The sequence below is a fragment of the Paenibacillus cineris genome (assembly GCF_018333335.1).
Taxonomy (GTDB): Bacteria; Bacillota; Bacilli; order Paenibacillales; family Paenibacillaceae; genus Paenibacillus_AQ; species Paenibacillus_AQ favisporus.
Map to the genome: position 1 here is coordinate 130,500 of NZ_BORU01000002.1, position 23,163 is coordinate 153,662.

General features: G+C 53.7%; 18 protein-coding genes. 13 read left to right on the top strand and 5 right to left on the bottom strand.

Features of this window, described 5'->3' with window-relative positions; all coding sequences use genetic code 11:
• Positions 1-49: 49 nt before the first annotated feature.
• Positions 50-367, bottom strand: a complete 318-nt coding sequence (locus tag KI379_RS21520) for a winged helix-turn-helix transcriptional regulator (protein ID WP_076173085.1) — start codon at positions 365-367, stop codon at positions 50-52.
• A gap of 300 nt (positions 368-667) precedes the next feature.
• Here KI379_RS21520 and zwf point away from each other — a divergent pair, with 300 nt between their 5' ends.
• The 6 genes from zwf (at position 668) to KI379_RS21550 (ending at position 9,469) form a co-directional block, all read left to right on the top strand.
• Complete coding sequence (gene zwf, locus KI379_RS21525) at positions 668-2,170, top strand: glucose-6-phosphate dehydrogenase (RefSeq protein ID WP_212984871.1); 1,503 nt, start codon at positions 668-670, stop codon at positions 2,168-2,170.
• A 76-nt stretch (positions 2,171-2,246) separates the two neighbouring features.
• A complete protein-coding gene (gene gnd / locus KI379_RS21530) occupies positions 2,247-3,140 on the top strand; it encodes a phosphogluconate dehydrogenase (NAD(+)-dependent, decarboxylating) (RefSeq protein WP_076173084.1) in 894 nt (297 codons plus the stop codon).
• A gap of 232 nt (positions 3,141-3,372) precedes the next feature.
• Positions 3,373-4,038, top strand: coding sequence for a fructose-6-phosphate aldolase (gene fsa, locus KI379_RS21535; RefSeq protein ID WP_076173083.1), 666 nt, complete (start codon positions 3,373-3,375; stop codon positions 4,036-4,038).
• A gap of 327 nt (positions 4,039-4,365) precedes the next feature.
• Positions 4,366-6,660, top strand: coding sequence for an ABC transporter ATP-binding protein (locus KI379_RS21540; protein ID WP_212984872.1), 2,295 nt, complete (start codon positions 4,366-4,368; stop codon positions 6,658-6,660).
• Complete coding sequence (locus tag KI379_RS21545; RefSeq protein WP_212984873.1) at positions 6,657-7,220, top strand: DUF1854 domain-containing protein; 564 nt, start codon at positions 6,657-6,659, stop codon at positions 7,218-7,220. Before KI379_RS21540 ends, KI379_RS21545 begins: the two co-directional genes overlap by 4 nt.
• A 41-nt stretch (positions 7,221-7,261) precedes the next feature.
• Positions 7,262-9,469, top strand: coding sequence for an ABC transporter ATP-binding protein (locus KI379_RS21550; RefSeq protein ID WP_212984874.1), 2,208 nt, complete (start codon positions 7,262-7,264; stop codon positions 9,467-9,469).
• 62 nt (positions 9,470-9,531) lie between these two features.
• Here the strand turns inward: KI379_RS21550 and KI379_RS21555 are convergent, their stop codons facing one another.
• A complete protein-coding gene (locus KI379_RS21555; RefSeq protein WP_212984875.1) occupies positions 9,532-9,786 on the bottom strand; it encodes a hypothetical protein in 255 nt (84 codons plus the stop codon).
• 245 nt (positions 9,787-10,031) lie between these two features.
• Here KI379_RS21555 and KI379_RS21560 point away from each other — a divergent pair, with 245 nt between their 5' ends.
• Together KI379_RS21560 and KI379_RS21565 are read left to right on the top strand one after the other, a co-directional pair.
• On the top strand, positions 10,032-11,354 hold the full coding sequence (locus tag KI379_RS21560) for an MFS transporter (RefSeq protein WP_076173079.1): 1,323 nt from the start codon (positions 10,032-10,034) through the stop codon (positions 11,352-11,354).
• The gene (locus tag KI379_RS21565; protein WP_076173078.1) at positions 11,326-12,240 is read left to right on the top strand and encodes a polysaccharide deacetylase family protein; all 915 of its coding nucleotides are present in this window, start codon (positions 11,326-11,328) and stop codon (positions 12,238-12,240) included. The genes KI379_RS21560 and KI379_RS21565 overlap by 29 nt, the downstream gene beginning before the upstream one ends.
• Before the next feature lie 193 nt (positions 12,241-12,433).
• Here the strand turns inward: KI379_RS21565 and udk are convergent, their stop codons facing one another.
• The gene (gene udk / locus KI379_RS21570; protein WP_076173077.1) at positions 12,434-13,069 is read right to left on the bottom strand and encodes a uridine kinase; all 636 of its coding nucleotides are present in this window, start codon (positions 13,067-13,069) and stop codon (positions 12,434-12,436) included.
• A gap of 290 nt (positions 13,070-13,359) precedes the next feature.
• Here udk and KI379_RS21575 point away from each other — a divergent pair, with 290 nt between their 5' ends.
• Positions 13,360-14,331 (top strand): acetylxylan esterase, encoded by a 972-nt coding sequence (locus KI379_RS21575; RefSeq protein WP_212984876.1) that lies wholly within the window; start codon positions 13,360-13,362, stop codon positions 14,329-14,331.
• Between the two features lie 466 nt (positions 14,332-14,797).
• Entirely contained in the window at positions 14,798-18,061 is a 3,264-nt protein-coding gene (locus KI379_RS21580) for an S-layer homology domain-containing protein (RefSeq protein ID WP_212984877.1), read from the top strand.
• Positions 18,062-18,138: 77 nt separating this feature from the next.
• Here the strand turns inward: KI379_RS21580 and KI379_RS21585 are convergent, their stop codons facing one another.
• Complete coding sequence (locus KI379_RS21585) at positions 18,139-18,882, bottom strand: MBL fold metallo-hydrolase (protein ID WP_212984878.1); 744 nt, start codon at positions 18,880-18,882, stop codon at positions 18,139-18,141.
• A 208-nt stretch (positions 18,883-19,090) separates the two neighbouring features.
• Complete coding sequence (locus KI379_RS21590) at positions 19,091-20,059, bottom strand: hypothetical protein (protein ID WP_212984879.1); 969 nt, start codon at positions 20,057-20,059, stop codon at positions 19,091-19,093.
• Positions 20,060-20,296: 237 nt separating this feature from the next.
• Between KI379_RS21590 and KI379_RS21595 the strand changes: the two genes are divergently transcribed.
• The 3 genes from KI379_RS21595 (at position 20,297) to KI379_RS21605 (ending at position 23,163) form a co-directional block, all read left to right on the top strand.
• Entirely contained in the window at positions 20,297-21,355 is a 1,059-nt protein-coding gene (locus tag KI379_RS21595) for a fatty acid desaturase (RefSeq protein ID WP_212984880.1), read from the top strand.
• Between the two features lie 69 nt (positions 21,356-21,424).
• Entirely contained in the window at positions 21,425-22,567 is a 1,143-nt protein-coding gene (locus tag KI379_RS21600) for a sensor histidine kinase (protein ID WP_244879397.1), read from the top strand.
• Complete coding sequence (locus KI379_RS21605) at positions 22,564-23,163, top strand: response regulator transcription factor (RefSeq protein ID WP_212984882.1); 600 nt, start codon at positions 22,564-22,566, stop codon at positions 23,161-23,163. Before KI379_RS21600 ends, KI379_RS21605 begins: the two co-directional genes overlap by 4 nt.

A 23,163-nucleotide genomic window follows, 5' to 3' on the forward strand; every position in this document is an offset into this window, starting at 1 on the left:
GATCTTTTTCCTTTTCGCAAATGATAAGACATGATGATACCGGCTCGGGTTAGAACCATTTCTCGGCCCATTCTTCCACGGCTTGAAGCGCTCTGCCGAGTTCGGTTCCCTTGCGTGTCAGAGAATACTCCGTACGGATCGGCCGCTCGGTAATGACATTGCGGATAATGATCCCGTTATCCTCCAGCTCTTTAATGCGTTCGTTGAGCATGCGTTTGCTGAGATCAGGGATGTATGCATGAATTTCGCTAAAACGCTTTGGTTCCTCCATTAGGGTATGAACAATCAGGCTGACCCACTTCTTTCCCGTAATCTGGTGTGCGAGCTCGACCTTTTCGCATAAAAGCCTGGCGCGTTTCTCATCCATAGTGCTGACCCCCCTGTGTGCACTGGTTACTTAATATTAACAAGTTATGATCTCTGTCAGGATTCCCAAATCCAGCCGCCAATGGTCATACATTGCCATTATAATATCATAGAAAGCGCTGTCATCAAAGGGATTTTATTTCCGTTCATAATTTGGACAAGAATCTGTTGACTAATCGCTTAAATGGGTTTATGATTGCCAATGTGAATTCAACAGGTTATTAAAAGTAACCTTGTTGCAACGGATTTATCTGCCAGCATGCGCATGGTTTTTGGTGGGAATGGAATGGAGGAGTCATACGTGGACAACATGACATTTGTCTTGTTTGGAGGAACAGGGGACCTGGCAAAGAGAAAAATATACCCTGCACTCTACAATCTGTTTATAGATAAAAAGATGCCTGAAGCGTTCTCGATTATCGCCTTGGGCCGCAGAGAACAATCTAGTGCAGATTTTCAGCAAAACGTAGCGAAATCGCTGCAAACTTTTTCAAGAAGAACCGTAAACGATCCGGCCGCTTTGGAAGCTTTTCTCCAAACGATCCGGTATACCGTCCTTGATGCCAATCAAGTGGAGGATTACCATAAGCTGCGGAGCCTAGTAGAGTCGCGTGAACAGGAATTGAACATTCCTCAGAATCGCATGTTTTATCTCTCGGTGGCGCCGGAGTTTTTTGACGTGATCGCCTTAAATATTAAAGACAGCGGACTTGGTTCGACAAGCGGATGGAAACGTCTGATTATCGAAAAGCCTTTCGGACACGACCTGCAGTCTGCGCGCCATTTGAACGAGCAGCTCAGCAAAGCGTTTGATGAAAGCGAAGTGTACCGCATCGACCACTACCTCGGTAAGCCGATGGTGCAAAACCTGGAAATCCTCGAGTCTTCTAACCCGATTCTCAAAGCGCTGTGGTCCAACCATCATATTGCCAACGTCCAAATTACGGCAAGTGAGACCGTCGGCGTGGAAGAGAGAGCTGGATACTACGACAACTCGGGCGCAATCCGCGATATGGTGCAGAACCATTTGCTGCAAGTGCTGATGATGGTTAGTATGCGTCTTCCAGGCAGAGGCGATGCGAACGAAGTCCGCATGAAGAAGAAGAACGTTATGCAGTCCCTTCGTCCGCTGCAGAAGGAAGATATCGCGAAGAACGTGATTCGCGGCCAATATGCCGCCGGTCAAATGCAAGGAAAGCCGGTTCCCGGTTATCTTGATGAGCCTGGCGTTCCTGCGGGCTCGAAGAACGATACGTTTATCGCTACACGCCTCTGGATCGATAACTACTTCTGGAGCAACGTTCCGTTCTACATTCGCACAGGCAAGAGAATGAAGGAAAAATCTACGCGGATCGTCATTGAATTTAAGGAGCCGTTGAAGGGACAAAATACCACCAACGATCCGAATCTTCTCGTGATTGAAATCAATCCGAACGAAGGCATCTTTATGCAATTGAACAAAAAGAATCCGCGGAACGATTCCAAGCTGGAGCCGATGCGTATCCACTTCCATGAAAATGGAAAGGACGTACCGGAAGCGTACGAAAACCTGATTTTCGATGCGGTTCGCGGGGATTCCACGTTCTTTGCCCATTGGGATGAAGTCGAATTGTCCTGGCAGTACGTGCAGCCGATTCTGGATGCTTTCGAGGAGGACAGCGTTCCGCTTCATCAGTATCCTGCAGGTTCGAACGGACCTGAAGCGTCTGACCAGCTGCTGGCCGAGGATGGCTTCAAATGGTGGCTGGATACAGAGCCTGAAGTTGTGAAAGAAGAAGAGAAGGTACTTGTGGGTCAATCTTGATCCAGGTTGTAAACCATACTGGTAAAGGTTTCAATAAACAAAAATAGAGAAAATGCATGGTGTGGAGGGAATTATAATGAAAGTCGGATTGATTGGATTAGGCAAAATGGGTTTGAATTTGGGACAAAATTTGATGGATCATAATCACAGCGTCGTTGCGTTCGATTTAAACACAGCCGCTGTTGAAGACATGAAGAGCAAAGGCGCCGAAGGCGCTGCAAGCATCAAAGAGCTTGTGTCCAAGCTGGAAACGCCAAGAATCGTGTGGATCATGGTGCCTCACTCCGTTGTAGACTCGGTTCTTGACGAGCTGAAACCACTGTTGTCCAAAGGCGACATCGTGATCGAAGCCGGCAACTCGCACTACAAAGAGTCGATTGAAAGATACAATCAAATGAAGGAATTCGGCGTAAGCTACCTCGACGTAGGTACTTCCGGCGGTATGGAAGGCGCTCGTAACGGCGCTTGCTACATGGTCGGCGGAGATCAGGAAGCATGGGACATCGTTGAACCGATCTTCAAGGACACCGCTGTAGAGAACGGCTATCTGTATGCTGGCAAATCCGGCAGCGGCCACTTCCTGAAAATGGTGCATAACGGCGTCGAATACGGCTTTATGGCTGCTATCGGCGAAGGCTTTGAAGTATTGGAGAAGAGCGATTTCGATTTTGACTACGAAAAAGTGGCCCGCGTATGGAACAACGGCTCCGTTATCCGTTCCTGGCTGATGGAATTGACGGAAAAAGCTTTTGCCAAAGACGCGAACTTGGACGAAATTAAAGGAATTATGCAATCTTCCGGCGAAGGTAAATGGACTGTGGAAACAGCTCTTGACCTGCAGACCGCTACACCGGTTATCGCTTTGTCCCTGCTGATGCGTTACCGTTCCCTGGAGAACGATACGTTCACAGGTAAAGTAGTTGCCGCGCTCCGTAACGAATTTGGCGGCCATGCTGTAGTCAAGAACTAATCTAAATAAATAAGTTGAACTAATGAATAGGATGCAGGCAAGGGAGTAAAAGGATTCCGAAGAAGCGAAGCGTTCGTATTTGGCTTTCGGATTTCTACCTTAAATGGGCTCTGTTACAATCAAGAAATCCGAAAACAAGAGCGATCGTAGGAACATTTTGCGTACTTGCCCCAATATCCATTTTAATGGTTAAACTTATATAAAAGAAAAAATAAGTGGAGGTAGTGAAATCATGAAATTTTTCATCGACACTGCAAACCTGGACGACATTAAAAAAGCATATAAAATCGGCGTTCTTTCCGGCGTGACGACAAACCCTTCTCTGGTTGCCAAAGAAGGCGTGAAGTTCGAAGACCGCATCGAAGAAATTTTGAAGGCTGTTCCTGAAGTGGAATCCGTATCGGCAGAAGTTACTCCGGATGCGGAAACTGCGGAAGATATGATCGCACAAGCCGATGAACTGATCAAAATCAACGGCGGAGACAAGAACATCACGATCAAGCTGCCAATGACGCTGGCTGGTCTTGAAGCTTGCCGTTACCTGACGAAAAAAGGCGTAAAAACGAACGTAACCCTGATCTTCACCGTGAACCAGGCTCTGCTGGCTGCACGCGCAGGCGCAACGTATGTATCCCCATTCCTGGGCCGCCTGGACGACATCTCGGAAGACGGCGTGCTGCTCGTAGCCAAAATCGCTGAGCTGTTCCGCGTTCATAACCTGGACACTCAAATCATCGCTGCTTCGGTTCGCCATCCAGACCACGTAACCCGCGTAGCGATGGCCGGTGCGCATATTGCTACCGTTCCATTCAGCGTTATCGCTCAACTGGTAAAACACCCGCTGACAGATCAAGGCATCGAGAAATTTGCTGCCGACTGGAAAAACGCAACGAAGTAATATTCAGCAGAGCAGCTGAATAAGTAGATATTAGGATAAAAAGGCTTCCTTCCTGCCGGGCCGCGGCGGAGGGGGGCCTTTTTAGCTTATTGAAATGGATGTGCTCAATAGGCCTGCGCTAAAGGATCTGAATCAAAACCGGTGCAAACTCCCGCTAGTATGGGGAATTTAGCAATCGTGTAAACCGAAGGGAGCTGGTGTTGCCCAAAATTCAGTGTGTAAAATTTTTGTGATAAGTAAATTTTCCCTTTCTTGGGAGGGGTAAAGGGTGTATGATATTTCGTACCTAATAAGACGACTGAAAAGACAACAGAATTTGGAGGACTCATGGATACACTTCCAAAGGCAATCATGAACGCATTGGCGCAGCACGGCGTGGCAAGTGAAAGCGTGCTCTGCTGGCTGCTGTGCGACCGGGCCCTGGAGAACGGGTTCAGGGATACGTATGTACTTTTGACCCGTGAGGAGCTGTTGATCTTATCCCATGACCAGGCGCCAGCGCGGGAGAAGACATACAGCGGGTATGCGGCAAACAATCCATTGAAAGGGCTTTCCCCGGAAAAAGAGGCCGACTGGGAGCTGGAGGCGCTGAAGATTCGGGACATCGAATCGCTGAGCATCGTCAATCTGGTAGCCTCCGGCATGGTCGTCATCAAGGCACCGGAGGAGAGGGCCGTTGCCGCGTTCACGAACGGCGGCATGCGGAGCGCAGCCAGGCTGGCCAAAATTTTCGAGAAGCTGAAGAAAAGCGAAGAGCTCGGTCCGGAAGAGCTGCGGGACGACCAGGAGCGGGCCGCATGCCCGAAATGCGGTATGATCTACCCCGAAGAGGGGCGCCAAGTTTGCCCCAAATGCATGAAGAAGCACGCCGTCTTCGGCAGGCTGCTGTCCTTTGCGGGCAAGTATAAAGTTTCGATGTTCTGGATCGTGCTGTTTATGCTGCTGAACTCGGCGGCGGGATTGGTCATTCCTTATTTTCAAGGTACGCTGCTGTTCGACCAGGCCTTGGGCGGCAAAGGCACGTTCGCAGGCCAAATCGGGCTGGTCATCGCACTTATTATCGTTTTCCGGACGCTCTCGCTGCTGTTTGGGGTCATCTTCGGCGTCATCAACGCCAAGATGGCGGCGAATATTGCCTTTGACCTGAAGTCGAGCGTGTTCCATGCCATGCAGCGGCTTTCCTTAAGCTTCTTTGAGAAGAAGCAGACGGGGCAGCTGATGACCCGCATCAACAATGATGCGACCGAACTGCAGTATTTTTTCGTTGACGGCATTTCGTATTTCGTGGTCAATGCCATGAATATCATCGGAATCGTCACCGTTCTGCTGATCATGGATTGGAAGCTGACCCTGCTGTGCCTGCTTCCTCTCCCCTTCGTGTTCCTGCTCGTCCGCAAAGTATTTCCCAAGCTGTGGAGGCTGTCCATCAGGCGGCATAAGCGTGTCAGCGCGATGAATGCCATCATCAGCGACACGATCCGCGGCACGCGGGTGGTGAAGGCATTCGGGAAGGAGCAGATGGAGAATGCCCGTTTTCAGCGGGCCAGCGGGGCTTTTTCCGATGCGGAGCAGTCTTTTAACAAAATGGGCGTAACCTTGTTTCCCGTATTGAACATTCTGACGCAGATTGGCGGCATTCTCATTTGGGCCTTTGGCGGCTGGAAGGTCATGCAGGGGGATTTTACGTTCGGTAAAGTGATGACCTTCATGAACTACATGCTCCTGTTGTACGGTCCGATCCAGTTTATGAACAATATTATGAACTGGTGGTCCTACTGTATGTCCGCGGCACAGCGGATTTTTGAAATCCATGACGCGGTGCCCGACGTGGTGGAAAAGCCGAACGCGATGCAGCTTACGGAAATGCAGGGCGAAATCCGCATATCGAACGTCACCTTCGGCTACGAGCCGAACAAGGCGATCCTGAAAGGGGTGTCGCTGCATGCAAGGCCCGGTCAAATGATCGGCGTCGTCGGGCACTCGGGGGCCGGGAAGTCGACGCTGGTCAACCTGATTCCGAGGCTGTATGACGTCAATGAAGGAGAGATCCGGATCGACGGCATCCCGATCAAGGATGTGTCCATGGCGTCCCTCCGGACGCATATCGGCATCGTATCCCAGGACGTCTATGTCATGTCCGGAAGCATCGCGGAAAATATCGCCTATGCCGATCCGGACTGCACCTTGGCCGACTTGATTCACGCTGCCAAAGTGGCCGGCGCACACGACTTCATCGAGAAGCTGCCGGACGGCTACGATACCATTGTCGGGACCGGAGGGCACAACCTGTCCGGGGGCGAGAAGCAGCGGCTCAGCATTGCCCGGGCCATTTTACACAATCCGAAAATACTGATTCTGGATGAGGCCACCGCCTCGCTCGATACGAAGACCGAGCTGCAAATCCAGGAGGCGCTCGATACGCTGATCAAGGGAAGAACGACGATAGCGATTGCGCACCGCTTGTCCACGTTAAGAAACGCCGACTATCTGGTCGTGCTGGAGCAAGGCAAAATCGTGGAGGAAGGAACGCATGAACAGCTGCTGGTGAAGGAAGGGGCTTATTACGACCTGGTCAAAAAGCATGACGAGGCGCTGAAGATGAATGAGGTGATTACGGCATGACGCTTAAGGATGTAAGTGTTAGCGAGAATCTCCGGCCCGAGGACGGCGGGAGCAGCCCCGGCCTCGCGGAGGCAGCGCAAATCCGTTATTTGTCCCCGGACGATACGGTGTTTACCCTGACGGAAGGCCATATGCTGAACGTGAAGGCGGGGGGCAAGGAGCACGCCGGAGTGTACGTGCACTGCTCTTTTCCACATACGAATAAGCGGATCTACTTATCGATTCGAACCGTCGAGAATGAGGAGATCGGGATGATCCGCTCCCTGGACGAGTTCCCGGAGAAAACGCAGCGGATGCTGGAGGAGCAGGTGGAGCTGCGGTATTTTGCCCCTGAAATCTCGAAGGTTCTCTCCGTCAAAGAGGAGTTCGGATATTCGTATTGGGATGCGGAAACCACATCGGGGCGCTGCCGCTTTACAGTTCGCGGCGGCGGCGGAAGCGTCAAGCTGATGACCGCAAACCGGCTGCTGATCGTGGATGTGGACGGCAACCGGTTTATCATCCCGCATCTGGACCGACTGAGCGACAAGGAATACAAGATGGTTGAGGTATGCATGTAGGTTGAACTTCGACGCCTGTCGATACAAGGACGGAGGTATTCATGAACCTTAATTTTACACTGCCGGAGCGCGAGCTGGAGGCCGCCTCGCAGGCTGTGGGGGAGCATATCCGTTACTGCGTGCCTGTCGATTTGACGCTGGGCGGGCAGCGAACGGAAGGTTATTTCGTAATTGGAGTGCAGAGATGGGCCCTGCTGCTGGAGGGCCGTGTGGTCGACAGCCGTCTGATTACCGACGCGAAGGAATACAAGGTGGTGCCGCTGATCGGCAGCGCCGTGCTGGAGGGGGACGAGGCCGGCACCAAATTTATTCTTACCAGGCTGTCCATGAAGCACGCGGCGAGGTACGGTTATATCGCCCAAATTCTGAACGATCTGTCGAGGCAGCGGACAATCCGCATATACAACGATGAAGAGGAGCCGGTCTGCGCCAGCTGCGGCGGTTCGCTCATTCCGGGAACGAGGGTGTGCCCGAAGTGCATGAACAAGGCAGCAGCCTTCAAGCGGCTGGTCTCGGTGGCGATGAATCACAAAAAAACGTTCGCGATCGGGCTTGCAGTGACATTGGCGGCTTCCGCCATATCGATGGCCGGCCCTTACTTTCAAAAGCTGCTGGTGAATTCCTCGCTGCAGCCGCCTCCCGGCCAATCACCGAGCGTTCCCGTGTTCATCTGGGCCATTCTCGGCCTATTCTTTGTCCTCGTCGGCGGAGAGGGGCTCGGCATCATCAAAGGGCGGATCATGGCGGGGGTCAGCTCGCAAATTGCGGCCGACCTGCGCAAGCTGGTCTATGAGCGGATTCAGAGCTTGTCCCTTGGATTTCTGACCACGCAGCGGGCCGGGGACATCATGAACCGGGTCACCTCGGATACGGACCGGATCCGTAATCTGGTTCAGGAGCTGTTTACGACGGCCGTCTTTCAGCTCATTATTCTCGTGTCCGCGAGCGTATTGCTCTTCTCAGCCGATTGGCGCCTGGCTTGCGTTGTGCTGCTGCCGGCGCCGCTCGTCGCCTACATCCAGCGGTACATTTGGAAAGGCGTGCTGTGGAAGCTGTTCCGCAAGCAGTGGAGGGTGTACGACAAGGCGAACTCCTTCCTGCATGACGTGCTAAGCGGGATCCGCGTCGTCAAGGCGTTCGGCAAAGAAGAGCGCGAGGTGAAGCGGTTCAAACAGTACAATGCCGAGTTTGCTGCGGCGACTATCCAGACCGAGAAAGTATTCAGTATCCTGTCGCCGATCTCGAACTATTTGATCCAGATGGGGCAGTATCTCGTGCTCCTCATCGGATGCAATATGATTCTCGGCAAGCAGATGTCCCTTGGGGAGCTGGTGCAGTTCAGCGGCTACGCAGGGATGATATACGGTCCGATCGCGTGGCTGATGTTTATGCCGCGATGGCTGTCTAATGCCATTATTTCGGTGGACCGCATCTTCTCGGTGATCGATGAGCAGCCGGAGGTAATGGACTCCGAGGCGTCCGTCAAGCATTCGATTCAGGGAACGATTACGTTCCGGAATGTGATATTCGGCTACAAATCGTATGAGCCGGTACTGAAGGAAATTAATGTGGAGATCAAGCCGGGGGAAATGATCGGCCTGGTTGGGCATTCCGGGTCAGGGAAGTCGACGCTGATCAACCTCGTTTCCCGGTTCTATGACGTCAATGAAGGCGAGATCCTTATCGACGGAGTGGACATCCGCCGGATCGAGCAGGCGCATCTGCGCTCGCAGATTGGCGTCGTGCTGCAGGAGACATTTCTGTTCAGCGGCACGATTCTGGACAATATCCGGTACTCGAAGCCGGAAGCGACGTACGAGGAAGTGCTCGAGGCGGCGAAGATCGCCAATGCGCATGATTTTATCCTGCGCCTGCCGGACGGCTATGATACACGCCTGGAGGAGAACGGCGGCAACCTGTCCGGCGGAGAGCGGCAGCGGCTGGCGATTGCCCGGGCGGTTCTGAACGACCCGCGGATCCTGATCCTCGACGAGGCGACGGCCTCGCTTGATATCGATACGGAGAGCGCCATCCAGGAGGCGCTGCAGCGGGTCACCCGCAACCGGACGACCCTGGCGATTGCGCATCGCCTCTCGACGCTGCGGCATGCCGACCGGCTAATCGTTCTCGACAAGGGCGAAATCGCCGAAGTCGGCACGCACGCCGAGCTTGTGGCTAAAAGAGGGATCTACTACAACCTCATCACCGCGCAGCGCAACATGTCCAAGAAGGCCGAGGCGGTGGGGTAGACCGGCGGGGGATGGCTGCGCCGGGGGGCCGAGATTGATGTTTGTGGAAAATGTATAGTTGTTCATCGCACTCCGACTCTACTACGTAGAGCCGGAGTGTTTTTGTTTTTAGTACGGGAAGCCTTGGCAATTGTGCTTATTGCGAATGTATCCGAATGAGGAAGGAGTGCAACGAGCCACGAAAATACAAATGCGATCGGCAGCATCGTCGTGATTCCCCACACCATGTATTTTCTTTTCGCCGATTTCCCCCTGCTGAGCTCAAAGGCTAAGCTTAACGCAGCGAGTACAATGATCGCTCCGACGACTAATGCCATTGGTATCCCTCCTGGTAGTTCATTGTCTTCTTTTTTTGCTTGTCATAGGTGAACTGCATGGCGACAAAGCTTAGGACGACCTGCTGGTCCAAATTATAGCTTATGAATAGAACGCTCTAACATCCGAAGGGTTGGTTAAAAAATGGTTTTTCACTGAATCACAAAGGTAAAATCATCCATTTGTTGAATAGTATTTCAGTAAGGCCTTAGGCCAGGAAGCCTATTCTCGTAGGGGAGGAATACACATGGCGCGCCGATGGGTAAATTCGCCGTACGCCTTTGCGCTGGGGATGTTTGCGATGATGGTTCCGAGTCAGGCATTCAGTTCGTTTTACAGCTATTTTTACGTGGAAAAGCTGGGACTCGGCGTCGGGCTCGCCACGCTCGCCAGAACCATTTTCCTGATCTGGGATGCGGTGAACAATCCGCTGTTCGGCTATTGGTCGGACCGGACCGAAACGCGCTACGGTCGGCGCAGGCCGTGGGTATTTGCCTCCATTCCGCTGTTTATGCTTACCTTCGTGTTGGTCTTCTCCCCGCCGGGAGGATTATCGCAAAACGGGCTGTTCACCTGGTTTCTGGTGACGCTGGTGCTGTATGAGGCGGTGGCGACCGTTCTGTGGGTCAACTACGGGGCGCTGTTTCCCGAGCTGTTCCGCGGCGACCGAATCCGGGCCAAAGCCTCCGCCATCCAGCAGGGCTATCAGGTGCTGGCTCTTCTCATCGCCACTGCCCTGACGCCTATCATTTACGCGGCGATCAACTTCTCCAATATGGCGATCGTGTATGCTTTCGTGTTCGGCATCTGCATGCTCATCTGCATGCTTAGCGTGCGGGAGCAGCGGGACCCTGGCAACGCGGAACCGATGAAGCTTGGAGCCGCCTTTAAGGAAACGCTCAGCAACAAGAAGTTTTGGATCTTCAACGTATCGAACTCGTTCGCCCAAACCGTAAACGGGCTGGTTAGCTCCATGATCCCGTTCTACGCCAAATACGTGCTGCGGATTTCGGAGGGCCAGGTGTCGATTCTGCTGGCGGCCGTGTTTGTATCGGTCATTCCGCTCGTGGGCGTATGGTACTGGATCGTCCGCCGGATGGACGGCGTGAAAGCCTGGCGGCTGTCGCTCATCCTGTACGGTCTGTCGGTCATTCCGCTCTGGTTCGGCTACAACCTGGTGAGCGGCGTGGCGGCCGGCATCGCGGTAGGTTTTGGTTTGGCCGGTTTCCTCGTTACGCCGGCGATGGTCAGCGGACGTATTATCGACGAGGATGCGGAGCGGACCGGACGGCGGCGCGAGGGCATTTATACGGCAGTCAGCGGGTTCATTACCCGGTCAAGCGGGCTGATTTCGGCGCTGGCTTTTTACGTGGTCGGCCTGATCTTTGGTTATGAAAGCGGTGACAATCCGGGATCGAATCCGGAAGCGACGTTTCGTTACCTGATCAGTGTCGTGCCGTTATGCTTATTGGTCATATCGGTTGTGATATCTTTTATGGCCCGGTTTGATTTTCATATGACGGGGAAAGGAGAGGTGAAGCATGGCCAAGAGGCTCATCATCAACTGTGACGATTTCGGGCAGAGCCCGGCGATGAACCGGGCCATCATGCATCTGCTCGAGGAGGGCAAGGTCTCCTCGGCGACGATCATGGCGGTGGCGCCCGGTTTTGAAGAGGCGGCCGACTGGGCTGCGCGCCGGCAGCAGCCTAATGTGGGGCTGCACCTGACCCTGACGAGCGAGTTCGACGCCCTGCGCTGGAGCAGTCTGACCGGGCACCCGTCGCTGCATGACGCCGAAGGCAAGCAGTACCGGACGGTCAGGGAATTTGAGCTGGGCGCAGAGACGGGCGCCGTCGTGAAGGAGATCGACGCCCAGTACGAACGGGTCAAGCAGGCCGGCATCCGAATCAGCCATGTCGACAATCACATGGGCAGCCTGTACGGCATGGAGACGGGGCGCAGCCTGCTGCCCCAGACCTTTTGGAAAATTTCACGCTGGGGCCTGCCTTCCCGCTTTTTCCGCTACATCCACCCCGATGACCCGCTCCTTCGTTCGCTGAGCGGCATTGAACGCCCGGTAGCCAAAGCGGCGGCGCTGGCGGACACCTTCGGGGTGCCGATCCCCGACTATCTGCTGTCCCATCCCTTCGGATTGGTGGAAGGGGAAACGTATGACAGCTTCAAACGGTCGATCATCGCCAAGCTGTACGCCCTGCCGGAAGGGGTATCAGAGACCTACATTCATCCCGGTGCGGAGGATGCGTGGATGTTGGCTAACATTCCTCAGTGGGAGAAGCGGGTGTGGGAGTTCCGGCTGCCCTTTGATGACGACTTTGCGTACGGCTTGAAGGACGCCGGCGTGGAGCTGACCCATTACGGCTATGTCCATGAGCATCTGAGACGGCCGCGCTTCAGGTCGGCTTTCCGGCTGATCCGGGAGCTGACCCGGAAATAGGGCGGCGGATTAGAGGGCACGGCTGCCGGTTGTACGGAGAGGCTAAGGCCTCAATTTTTTGGCATAAATATGATCCTTTCGTGCATAGAAAACAGCCCTTCGCACATGATTGCGAAGGGCTGTATTGGCTTGTCCGGTTTATTGTTCGCTGCCCGCTGGGAATCAACGGTTCTATAAACCGCTCAAGCCGAGTTTAGATGTCCGACCAGTTCCGGTCGCCCGTCAGGAACTTCTCCGTCAGGATCGACAGCAGCTGAATGCCGACTTCGTTTTCCCCGCCTTCGGGAATGATGAGGTCGGCGTATTTTTTGGATGGCTCGATAAAGGCCTCGTGCATCGGCTTTACAGTCGCCAGGTACTGCTGGTGAATCGACTGGATGCTGCGTCCGCGTTCCTCAATGTCGCGCAGGACGCGGCGCAGAATGCGGACGTCCGGATCGGTGTCGACGAACACCTTGATGTCGAGCATCTCGCGCAGCTTCTCGTCCGAGAGGACGTGAAGGCCTTCGATGATGACGATATTGTTCGGCGTCAGCTCCACCTTGTCGACCGAGGAGCGGGCGTGAACCGTAAAGTCGTACACCGGCGCGTAAGCGGTTTGGCCTTCTTTTAACTGGCACAAATGCTCGATAAGTAGTTCATTATCAAAGGCGAACGGATGATCATAGTTGATCAGCTCCCGTTCCGCCAGGCTAAGATGAGGGTTGTCCTTGTAATAATTGTCCTGGGAAATGAAGGTGACCTTTCCCGAACCGAGACGATCGATGACCGAACGGGCCACCGTCGTTTTGCCGGAGCCAGTGCCGCCGGCGATACCAATAATAAGCATGACGAGTCGTGTACCCCCTAAATGAAATACCACCTGCAACTACAACCCAAGTATTGTAGCACAGCTGCCGCTTTTTTTCACCTTATCGGGGTTATGAGAAAAATGGTAAGGTTGTTTGTGAGCAAGGCAATCGCCATGGGAAAACTTGTCATGAGCAGTTCGGCAAACCTTGTCGAAAATAGCTTCGTATTGATTGCAGGCACGGGCAGGAAATAAAACGGTAACGGGCGAATGTAAGTAAGATTAAAAATGACTAAATTGACTTTGTAAACAAAGAAAGGTTGATGATTGTGCCACTCGTAGATATGCCGATGTCCCAGTTGAAGCAGTATGAAGGAAGAAATCCGAAGCCGGATGATTTTGATACATACTGGTCGCAGGCACTGGAAGAAATGCGGGCTGTCGATCCGCAGGTGGAACTCGTTCCAGCGGATTTTGAAGTGCCGTTTGCCGAATGCTTTTCGCTCTATTTCACCGGGGTGAACGGCGCGAGAATTCATGCCAAGTATGCCAGGCCAAAAGGGGCTGCCCAGCCTCACCCGGCCGTGCTGCAATTTCACGGTTATACGGGAGACAGCGGGGATTGGATGGATAAAATGGTCTACCCGGCGATGGGCTTCTCCATCGCGTCGCTGGACGTCCGCGGTCAAGGCGGCTTGTCCGAGGATAAGGGCGGTGTGGTCGGCAACACGCACCATGGACATATTATCCGCGGCCTAAGCGACAAGGACCCGCACAAGCTGCTTTTCCGTGACGTGTTCCTGGACACCGCACAGCTGGCGGCGATCGTGATGGGCTTCCCGGAGGTCGACGCAGACCGCGTGGGGGCGACGGGCTGGTCGCAGGGCGGAGCACTGACGATTGCGTGCGCCGCGCTGGAGCCAAGAATCAAGAAGGCGGCCCCGGTATATCCGTTCCTGAGCGATTATAAGCGGGTATGGGAAATGGATCTCAGCGTTCATGCGTACGAGGAACTCCGTACCTATTTCCGCAAGTTCGACCCGCAGCATCAGCGCGAAGACGAAATTTTCACCAAGCTTGGCTATATTGACATTCAGAACCTGGCTTCGCGCATTGAGGCCGATGTCATGGTTGGCGTAGGACTGATGGACACGATCTGCCCGCCATCGACCCAGTTCGCCGCCATTAACAAAATGAAGTCGCCTGTGAAGCTTGAAATCTATCCGGATTTCGGCCACGAAGGTCTCCCTGGCCTGAACGACAAGATCGTGCAGTTTATGAAGGGGCTCCAGCAGGAATAGTCGCGTATCATAGCCGCAGATGATAGCGGTGGATTGATTGGCTAGCTCTTAGGCTGTAAAAGAGGCTGCGTTTCATTCCGGCGTTGCTGTGATCGGATACATGGCATCGTTCGGCAACCGGCTGTCATTGAGCGGATTTTTTGCACTCCTTTGTTTTTCTAACCTACATGCTCCTTAATCAAAGGCATTCCTTGAGGCTAAATATCGGCCAGGGAATGCCTTTTGGCGTCTGTTTAATGGTACGGGTTACGGAAATGGATAGTTTTTAGAATGAGGGTACGACCGGATAGAAAAAAATATCGAATTTTGGCGGCCCAGTTAACTTTCGTTAATTGTTGGTGCCTGTTTGCCTTGCTACGATAGGGATGCCTTTTTGATCCCGATTCAAAAGACCTAGACGGAAAGACTCATGCCGGCTTGGGGCTGGGACAATTTTCATATCTGAAAGAGCAAGGAGAGATAGGAAATGCACCGATTAAGAAAGCTAAGTCTGGGCGCCGTGCTTATGTTCAGCCTGCAGCAGCTGTACCCGGTGGCGGCATTTGCCGAAATTGCAGTGGAGCCGCAGGAGGACCCGTTTGTTTTTTATGTTAGCGACAACGATTATGGCGAGGGATACAAGCTGAGGGTTAGCTCCTATAGCGATCAGGAAGACCTTTTGCACGAGGAGACCAGCGAGAACCCGCCGAATGAGCCTTTCGTCATTTCCATTAATCCGTACGAAAATCCATGGATTCCGCACGTTGATCTGGATGACCCGCGTCCAATTACGTTCCGGGTGGAGACGATTAAAATGAACGGCAGCGGTTCGGAAGGGGATGGAGCATCCCCTGAGACCTCTGGCGGCACTGGCGGAAGTGAAAGCGGCGAAAGTGAAACCGGAGATGCGGGGCAAGGCGATCCGATTCCCGGGAACTCCGGGGAGCCTGGGGGTTTGCCTGGAATCGGTATCGAATCGATTAGCTCCGATGTACCTCAAGAGGATAGCACAAATGTGGCGGCGGCTCTCGGCAATGAAAACAGCGAAGAAATTGTGGACCGCGTCGATTATACGTGGAGCCCAATGGCGACCGTCGAAGGGGATATCCCTGCTGCACCCGGATCGGTGGACGACCTGAGAGTGCTGGTGGCGAGCGGAGACAGCCTCGGGACTTCCGTAGGCGAAGGCGATGAAGGATTTAAATACGATGAAGAAGCACACATGGTCCATTATAAGGTAAACCTGCCGAAGGGCGGACCTTACCTCGTCGAGGCCTCAGTTGACGGTGACCCTTATGGATCGGCTCTCGTGAAGCCGGTTACCGGGGTGAACCGTTTCCCAAGTAAAACGCTGATCGAGGGCAACCAGATCCATACTTACTTTGAAGTAGACGCTGATCCTCTTGTCCCGTACACGGTAGAACAACTGAATGGGATGGACGACAGCTTGAATGCGGATGATGGACAGGCGGTCGATTTCGGCGGGCAAACCTACAATATGTCCAAGGAGGTTGAACTTCCGTTCGAATTCCCGTTTTATGGGGAGAAGCATGGCCAGATCTGGATCGATATCAACGGAGGAATTTATTTTGACAATTATTCCACTCCGGGTCCAGAGAATTATCCAGATGTAGATGCACCGCCTGCTCTGCAGGCCTATGTATCCGGTCTGAGGCTGAATACTACCGACCCAAACTCCAAAATCCTAACGAAAACGATCGGGGAGGAAGGGGACCGGAAGTTTATCGTCCAATGGAACAATATGTATTTTTATAACGCCGATGCCCCGATTACGTTCCAGGCGATTCTATTCGAAAATGGGGATGTGCAATATCAGTATCCGAACATCACGATAGAAAACGGCGAATACGATGACGGCGAGGCTTCAACGATCGGCATTCAAGCCGCTCGGGGCTTGTCCCTAAATTACCTCCTCTATTCGCATCGCATGTCCATGATCGAAAGCAACCAGGCGATTCGCTTCAGTCCGGTAACGGTCTCGGATGAGAATCCCACCGATCCCGGTCATGGCCAGTACACAGTGACCTACAACGGTAATGGCAGCACAGAAGGCGTAGTCCCTGTGGACGGGCAAGCTTATGGTACTGAGGATAGCGTAACCGTTCAGGGGAACGCCGGCGGCCTTAAGAAGGATGGGTACGATTTTGCCGGATGGAGCCGGCATTCGGACGGAAGCGGCACGCTGTATAAGGAAGGCGACACCATTTCGGTCGGCTCGGAAAATATAACGCTCTATGCGGTATGGGCGCCGGTAACTCCTCCGGGCGGCGGTGGCGATAACGGAAACGGCGGAGGAGGAGATAACGGCTCCGGTGGAGATGGCGGCTCCGGCGGAGGGAATCATGGCTCCGGCAATAACGGCGGATCTAACGGCGGTGGAAGTAACGGTGGCAACAATAGCTCGGGCGGCAGCGGCGGATCGAATAACGGCGGCAGCACGAGCGGCCCAACCACGCCAGCGTCTTCGGGAAATTCGGCTGCCAGCGTTCCTTCGCCGATCGTGGTGAACGGTAAGTCTTACGATGGTGTGCTTCAAACGACGACTTCTACCAATAACGGGCAGACGTCCGTAACGGCGGTCCTTGATTCGTCGAAGCTGCAGGCCATGCTGAGCCAGGCCAGGCCGGGGCAATCCGTCACCATTCCGGTCATGCAGGCAGCAAATACAATGACGGTGGGGCTGACAGCAGAATCGCTGAGGGCTCTGGAAAACGGCGCCAGTCAGCTGGTCATCCAAACCGCAAACGGAAGTTATCAGATTCCGGTTTCTGAGATCAGCACGTCAAGACTAACCCGGCTCTTCCAGGCTTCAGGTGATGTTACGGGCATGAACGTCCAGATCACCATCGCCGGGTATGAAGCGGCAAAGGCAGCACAGCTGCAGGCAGCCGCCCAAAAGATGGGGCTGCAGCTGGTGATCGGACCGGTCGATTTCCGGATTGCCGCTTCGTTCCAGGGTCAAACCTTGAACGTTAGCCCGTACAGCACTTATGTGCAGCACGTCCTGCCGATTCCGGCAGCAGGTGAAGGTATGGTGTCCACGGGAGTCATGCTGGACGAGAACGGAACCGTGCATCCGGTGCCTACCCGGTTGACCGGAGAGAACGGCAGCCGCAGTGCGGTCATGAGCAGCGTAACAGGCGGTACGTTCGCCTTGGTTGGCTACAGCACAAGCTTCAGCGATGTAAGCGGGCATATCCAAGAAGTCGTACAAAACCTCGCGTCCCGCTTGATTTTGCAGGGAACGGGGGATGGCCGATTCAATCCTGACCATACGATTACCCGCGCAGAATTTGCGGCCATTCTGGTCCGCGCGTTAGGGCTTGCCGGCGGAGGCCAATCAAGCAGCTATGCCGATGTGAGGCCGGGCGACTGGTATACGGAGGCCGTCACGCTCGCCCAAAGATACGGTATCGTGAACGGTTACAGCGACGGCACGTTCCGTCCCGGTCATACGATCACCCGTGAGGAGGCGCTGGTCATGTTCAACCGGGCCGGTAAGCTGGCCCGCTTGAAATCCGGTGCCGATCAGGAAGGCTTAAGCCAAGCATTGTCCGCATTTACAGACAGCCAGGCTGTGTCGGGCTGGGCGGCTCAGGCCGTGGCCGAAGCGGCTCAGAACGAGCTCTTGAACGGCTTTGGCGCTCAGCTGCAGCCGAAAAAAGAGATCACCCGAGCGGAAACGGCCGAGATCCTTCAGCGTTTGCTGGAGAAGTCAGGCCTCATCTGATCGTATAAACACTATAGAACATGCAGAAGCAGCTGCCGGGAATATTCCGGCAGCTTTTTTGTTCCAGCCGATGAGGCTCAGTCTATACCCACCAGCGCTTCAAATTGAGCCCGAATGGCGCCGCGGGCGAATCCGCCATGATAGCAAATGACGTTCTCGATCTCGTAATTCAGATACCTCTGCAGCGAACGTACCGCCGCGTCCATATCCGGCGTGGAAGGGCGGTGGGGTCCCATCAGCTTGCCGTTAACGCTGAACATCGCATCCCCGGCAACCAGCGTTTGGCTCCGGTGCAGATACAGACTGAGGTGTCCCGGCGTATGTCCCGGTGTATAGATTACCTCGATTCCTCCGCAATAGGGCAGCACCTGTCCGTCTTCCAGCGTGTGATCGACCCTGCCCTTAGGCAGGTTGGCGATCAGGAAGGAGACGATCTGCGTGCGCTCACCTTCCGGCAAGCCTTCCAGCTGCCAGGCCATGTGCTCCATTGTGGCCTTCATTAGTGGGAGCTCGCCTTCGATATACGGCTTCTCCAACGGGTGGGCGTATACGTTGATGCGGAATCCGGCTTCCTCCAGAATCTCCGGCAAGCTGCCGATATGATCGATATCCTGATGGGTCAGCAATATGGCCCGCAGTCGCTCTGCCGGAACGCCGTGCCGCTCCATTTCGTTCCGGATCTGCCCCCACTGGCCGGGCGTACCGGTATCGATCAGCACCGCGTCTTGTCCGTCCCAAACAAGCGTAGGGTGTAACGTCTGGGGGCCGCCAAATCCGTCAATCTGCAGTTCCAGCATGATTACGCCATCTTCAATGATCAAGGGAACACCTCCTTTATAGTCAGTTCATAGCGAATGGGCTGCGAAGAAGATACATCTCCCTACCAGAATAACGATCCAAGCGGGCGTAAGGATACGTGAACAGCGTGCTGCTCGAAAAAAAACATCCCTGAACCAGGCAGAGAAGGGACTGGACCCCACATAAAAAAAGCGGCAAGGCCCATGGGCCTCCCGCTATACTCGCAAAACGTTAGGATTTTTTCTTGTCGGAGCCTCCAAAGTTCAGGCCGAGCTCGCCGTCATGGCTGCCGACATTGCCGCCGACCTTAAAGCTGACGCCTTTACCGCCGCCAACTTGCGCCCCGGCATGAGCCCCGAGACCGTGATCGCCGCCCACATGCGCACCTGCGCTGACGCCGGCCCCCTGCCCGCCGCCAACCTGGCTGTTCACATAGGCGCCGATGCCGTGGTCTCCGCCAAGCTGGGCTTCCGTATTCAAGCCGATTCCCTGCTTGATGCCGACATGACCGTCGGCATGGACGCCTAAGCCATATTTGCCGCCCAATTGGGCGCCGGTATCGAAGCTGAGGCCGTGGCTGCCGCTTACCCCGGCTTCACCTTGCATGCCAAGTCCGTAGGCTTCGCCGCCGACATGCGTGCCTGCCTGGGTGCTGACGCCGGTGCTGTCCATCTGGCCGCTGGCGCTAACTCCAACGCCGTGTTTGCCGCCGATTTCCATGGAGGTGTTCATCTGAATCCCTTTGGTGGATTCGGCTTTTTGCTCACCCTTTACGGCTTCGCTTTTCACTGGCTCCTCTTTCTTGGCCTTTTCCTTGACGGGTTCGCTTTTGGCCGCTTCACTTTTCACGGGAGCTTCCTTTACGGCCTCAGGTTTGACTGCCGTATTCTCGGGCTTTGCCAGCTCCGTTTTCTCGGTAGCAGGATTAATCTTGAATTTGTAGCCTTGTGGCGTAGGTTCAACCCGGTTCCAATCATAGGGGAACGGCTGTGGAGTGATAGGAGCAAACGGATAAGGATAGGAGTTGAGCTGCCCGTTTGTGTCGTATGCGTAGTACGTGCGATAAGGAACCGGATAAACGTACTGGGGCCACGTATAGGGAAGGGCGTATGGATAAGAGGATCGCTGGTTGTAAGCATAAGCATACGGGTCCACGCATGGCTGCCAGCACGGCCCGTACGGATGTCCATTCGTAATCATGGGGAACCTCCATATTTGAATTTAATACTATAACCTATTCACATGGAGCCCGAGGTGACACCCGCCTACAGGTCGTTTCTTCGCAAGAGGAGATGTACTATTTCATATGACGTTTGTCATACTCCCTACCTGATGTTCATGACTACTCGGTGACGGTCTGGTTTTCTATACTTAGGCTAGAAGACGTCCTCGGAAGCCCCGAGTATGACGGCATGCTTCATTCAGGGAGGAAGACAGATGAAAACACAAACCAAGGTCACCAATCTAAAAAAAGAAATGGCCCCCTATGAGAAAAGCAATACGAAATCGAGCATCATACAGGTCGTGACAACCCTAGGACCTCTGTTATTACTCTGGTACGCCGCATATTTAAGCTTATCCGTATCATATTGGATAACGATTCCTATAACCCTGATTGCTTCCGGATTCGCCATTCGGACCTTTATTATTTTTCACGACTGCTGTCACTATTCTTTCTTTCAGAATCGGCGGGCCAATGAAATCATCGGTATGATTACGGGGATTCTGACGCTTGTTCCGTACCAGCAGTGGAAGAACGAGCACTCCATTCATCATGCTACGAGCAGTAACCTGGATAAACGGGGGATCGGCGATATGTGGGTGATGACCGTGGATGAATATGCCGCGGCGTCATGGACGAGGAGACTCGCTTACCGTTTCTATCGCCACCCGGTTGTTATGCTCGGACTTGGGCCGATCTTCGTGTTTGTCATATCGTACCGTTTTAACCGTAAAGGAGCGAAGCGGAAGGAACGCATCAACACCCATGTGACGAATGCAGCGATTGTCGGTTTGTATGCAGTGATGTGCTGGGCGGTAGGCTGGGAGGCGTTCCTGATGGTACAGCTCCCGATTTTATTCGTATCCGGGATGCTGGGCATTTGGCTGTTTTACGTGCAGCATCAGTTTGAAGACTCCTACTTTGAAAATGAGGACGAATGGAGCTACGTAAAAGCTGCGGTGGAAGGAAGCTCGTACTACAAGCTGCCCAAGGTGCTGCAGTGGATCACAGGCAATATCGGTTTCCATCATGTCCACCATTTGAGCCCGAAGGTGCCCAATTACAATTTGGAGAAAGCGCATAATTCGACGCCGCCGCTTCAGAAGGCTACGACAATTACGCTCGCGACGAGCTTGGCCTCTCTTAAATTCCGGCTGTGGGATGAGGAGAACAAAACATTTGTCAGCTTTAAGCAGATCAAACTTGGTCGGCGGCAAACCGAGCGTGGAGCTAAACCGATCAAAGCCAGCAGAGCAAGCATACAAGGGGAATAGCGCTGTTATCCGGCGTTTATGATAAACTACAAGGAAAAACTATCGTTCGCACGTCGGGGGGCATCGGCCTTGCAGAAATGGTACCAAATTTTTCACAGGAGCACAGGACTGAGTCCTTATGTATGGGTCATCTTTTATATTTTCCCTTTTTACTTCATATTTCGTTCTTCGTCCACGGTTCATGTAGTGTTTGGCACCCTGATGATTCTGGCGTTTTTCGGCTGCTATGTGTTGTCGTTTGTATCCAAGGGCTGGTGGTTGTATTTTTGGACGTCCATTCAGATTCTGATATCCTTGGCCATGACCCTGATCTTTGGATATGTCTATTTCGCGCTCTTCGTTGCGTTCTTTATCGGAAATATTCATCACCGGGTTGGATTCGTTACGCTGTATACGATTCACCTCGTTACGACAATGGTTACGGTGAATTATGAATATGTGACGCAGGATCCCGTCATGATTACCCAAATCCCGTTCGTTCTGATCAGTCTGATCGCGGTGATTCTGCTGCCTGTCACCACATACTATCGGAACAAACGAGGGAAGCTTGAGGTACAGCTGGAGGATGCGAATAAGCGGATTTCCGAACTGGTGAAGCTGGAGGAACGTCAAAGGATTGCCCGCGACCTTCATGATACGCTCGGTCAGAAGCTGTCCCTTATCGGGCTGAAGAGTGATTTGGCCGGCAGATTAATCAGCACAGACCCGGCTCAGGCGCAGTCCGAGATCAACGATGTGCGTCAAACGGCAAGAAATGCTTTGAAAGAAGTGCGGGACATGGTCACGCAGATGCGCGGCACGCGCCTCGAAGATGAGATGTTCCGCATCAAGCAGATCCTTAAGGCGGCCGAGATTGAATTTGTTATAGCAGGAGACCCGATACTCAGCAATACCTCGCTTCTGGTTGAAAATGTGCTGAGCATGTGCCTGAAAGAAGCGGTGACGAATGTAGTCAAACACAGCGGCGCCACCGTCTGCTCGATTGTCATCGAGTCGTCTGCAACCGAGCTGACGATGAAGATCATCGACAACGGGATTGGAATCCAGACGGACTCGGCCCTGGTCAGAGGAAGCGGTCTGCGCGGAATGAAAGAACGGCTGGAGTTCGTAAACGGCAGCATGGAAATCGCCTCGGGCATCGATCCGGGCACGAAGGTGATCATTAAAGTGCCGAACGCCGTTAAACACCCGGATAAGGAGGTCATCATATGATCCGAATCGTTATAGCCGAGGACCAACGAATGGTGCGGGGCGCGCTTGCCTCGCTGGTCAATCTGGAACACGATATGCAGGTTGTGGGCCAAGCGAGCAACGGCGAGGATGCCGTGAAGCTGGTTCAGCAGCTGAAGCCGGATGTTTGTATCATGGATATTGAAATGCCGGGAAAAAGCGGTCTGGAAGCGGCCGAGGAACTGAAAGGCAGCGGCTGCAAGGTGATGATTCTGACGACCTTTGCACGCTTTGGCTATTTCGAGCGGGCCATCAAGGCCGGGGCATATGGATACTTGTTAAAAGACAGCCCCAGCGAAGAATTGGCAAGTTCCATTCGGAGTATCATGGCGGGCAGACGGATTTATGCGACAGAGCTCGTGGATGATGCGTCCGGTGAGGAGAACCCGCTTACCCCACGGGAAAAGGACGTGCTCGGCCTCATTGCCGATGGCAAGAACACAAAGGAAATCTCCAATCAATTGGATATCACGCAAGGAACGGTCCGGAACTACATTTCCGTCATTCTGGATAAGCTTCAAGTCACGAATCGAGTGGAAGCCATCACGCGCTTTAAAGAGAAGGGCTGGTTCAAATGA

Bases quoted from the DNA above. Each gene is read 5' to 3' on its own strand.
- KI379_RS21520 (WP_076173085.1), bottom strand. From the start codon at position 367: ATGGATGAGAAACGCGCCAGGCTTTTATGCGAAAAGGTCGAGCTCGCA.
- gnd (WP_076173084.1), top strand. From the start codon at position 2,247: ATGAAAGTCGGATTGATTGGATTAGGCAAAATGGGTTTGAATTTGGGA.
- fsa (WP_076173083.1), top strand. From the start codon at position 3,373: ATGAAATTTTTCATCGACACTGCAAACCTGGACGACATTAAAAAAGCA.
- KI379_RS21540 (WP_212984872.1), top strand. From the start codon at position 4,366: ATGGATACACTTCCAAAGGCAATCATGAACGCATTGGCGCAGCACGGC.
- KI379_RS21545 (WP_212984873.1), top strand. From the start codon at position 6,657: ATGACGCTTAAGGATGTAAGTGTTAGCGAGAATCTCCGGCCCGAGGAC.
- KI379_RS21550 (WP_212984874.1), top strand. From the start codon at position 7,262: ATGAACCTTAATTTTACACTGCCGGAGCGCGAGCTGGAGGCCGCCTCG.
- KI379_RS21555 (WP_212984875.1), bottom strand. From the start codon at position 9,786: ATGGCATTAGTCGTCGGAGCGATCATTGTACTCGCTGCGTTAAGCTTA.
- KI379_RS21560 (WP_076173079.1), top strand. From the start codon at position 10,032: ATGGCGCGCCGATGGGTAAATTCGCCGTACGCCTTTGCGCTGGGGATG.
- KI379_RS21565 (WP_076173078.1), top strand. From the start codon at position 11,326: ATGGCCAAGAGGCTCATCATCAACTGTGACGATTTCGGGCAGAGCCCG.
- udk (WP_076173077.1), bottom strand. From the start codon at position 13,069: ATGCTTATTATTGGTATCGCCGGCGGCACTGGCTCCGGCAAAACGACG.
- KI379_RS21580 (WP_212984877.1), top strand. From the start codon at position 14,798: ATGCACCGATTAAGAAAGCTAAGTCTGGGCGCCGTGCTTATGTTCAGC.
- KI379_RS21590 (WP_212984879.1), bottom strand. From the start codon at position 20,059: ATGATTACGAATGGACATCCGTACGGGCCGTGCTGGCAGCCATGCGTG.
- KI379_RS21595 (WP_212984880.1), top strand. From the start codon at position 20,297: ATGAAAACACAAACCAAGGTCACCAATCTAAAAAAAGAAATGGCCCCC.
- KI379_RS21605 (WP_212984882.1), top strand. From the start codon at position 22,564: ATGATCCGAATCGTTATAGCCGAGGACCAACGAATGGTGCGGGGCGCG.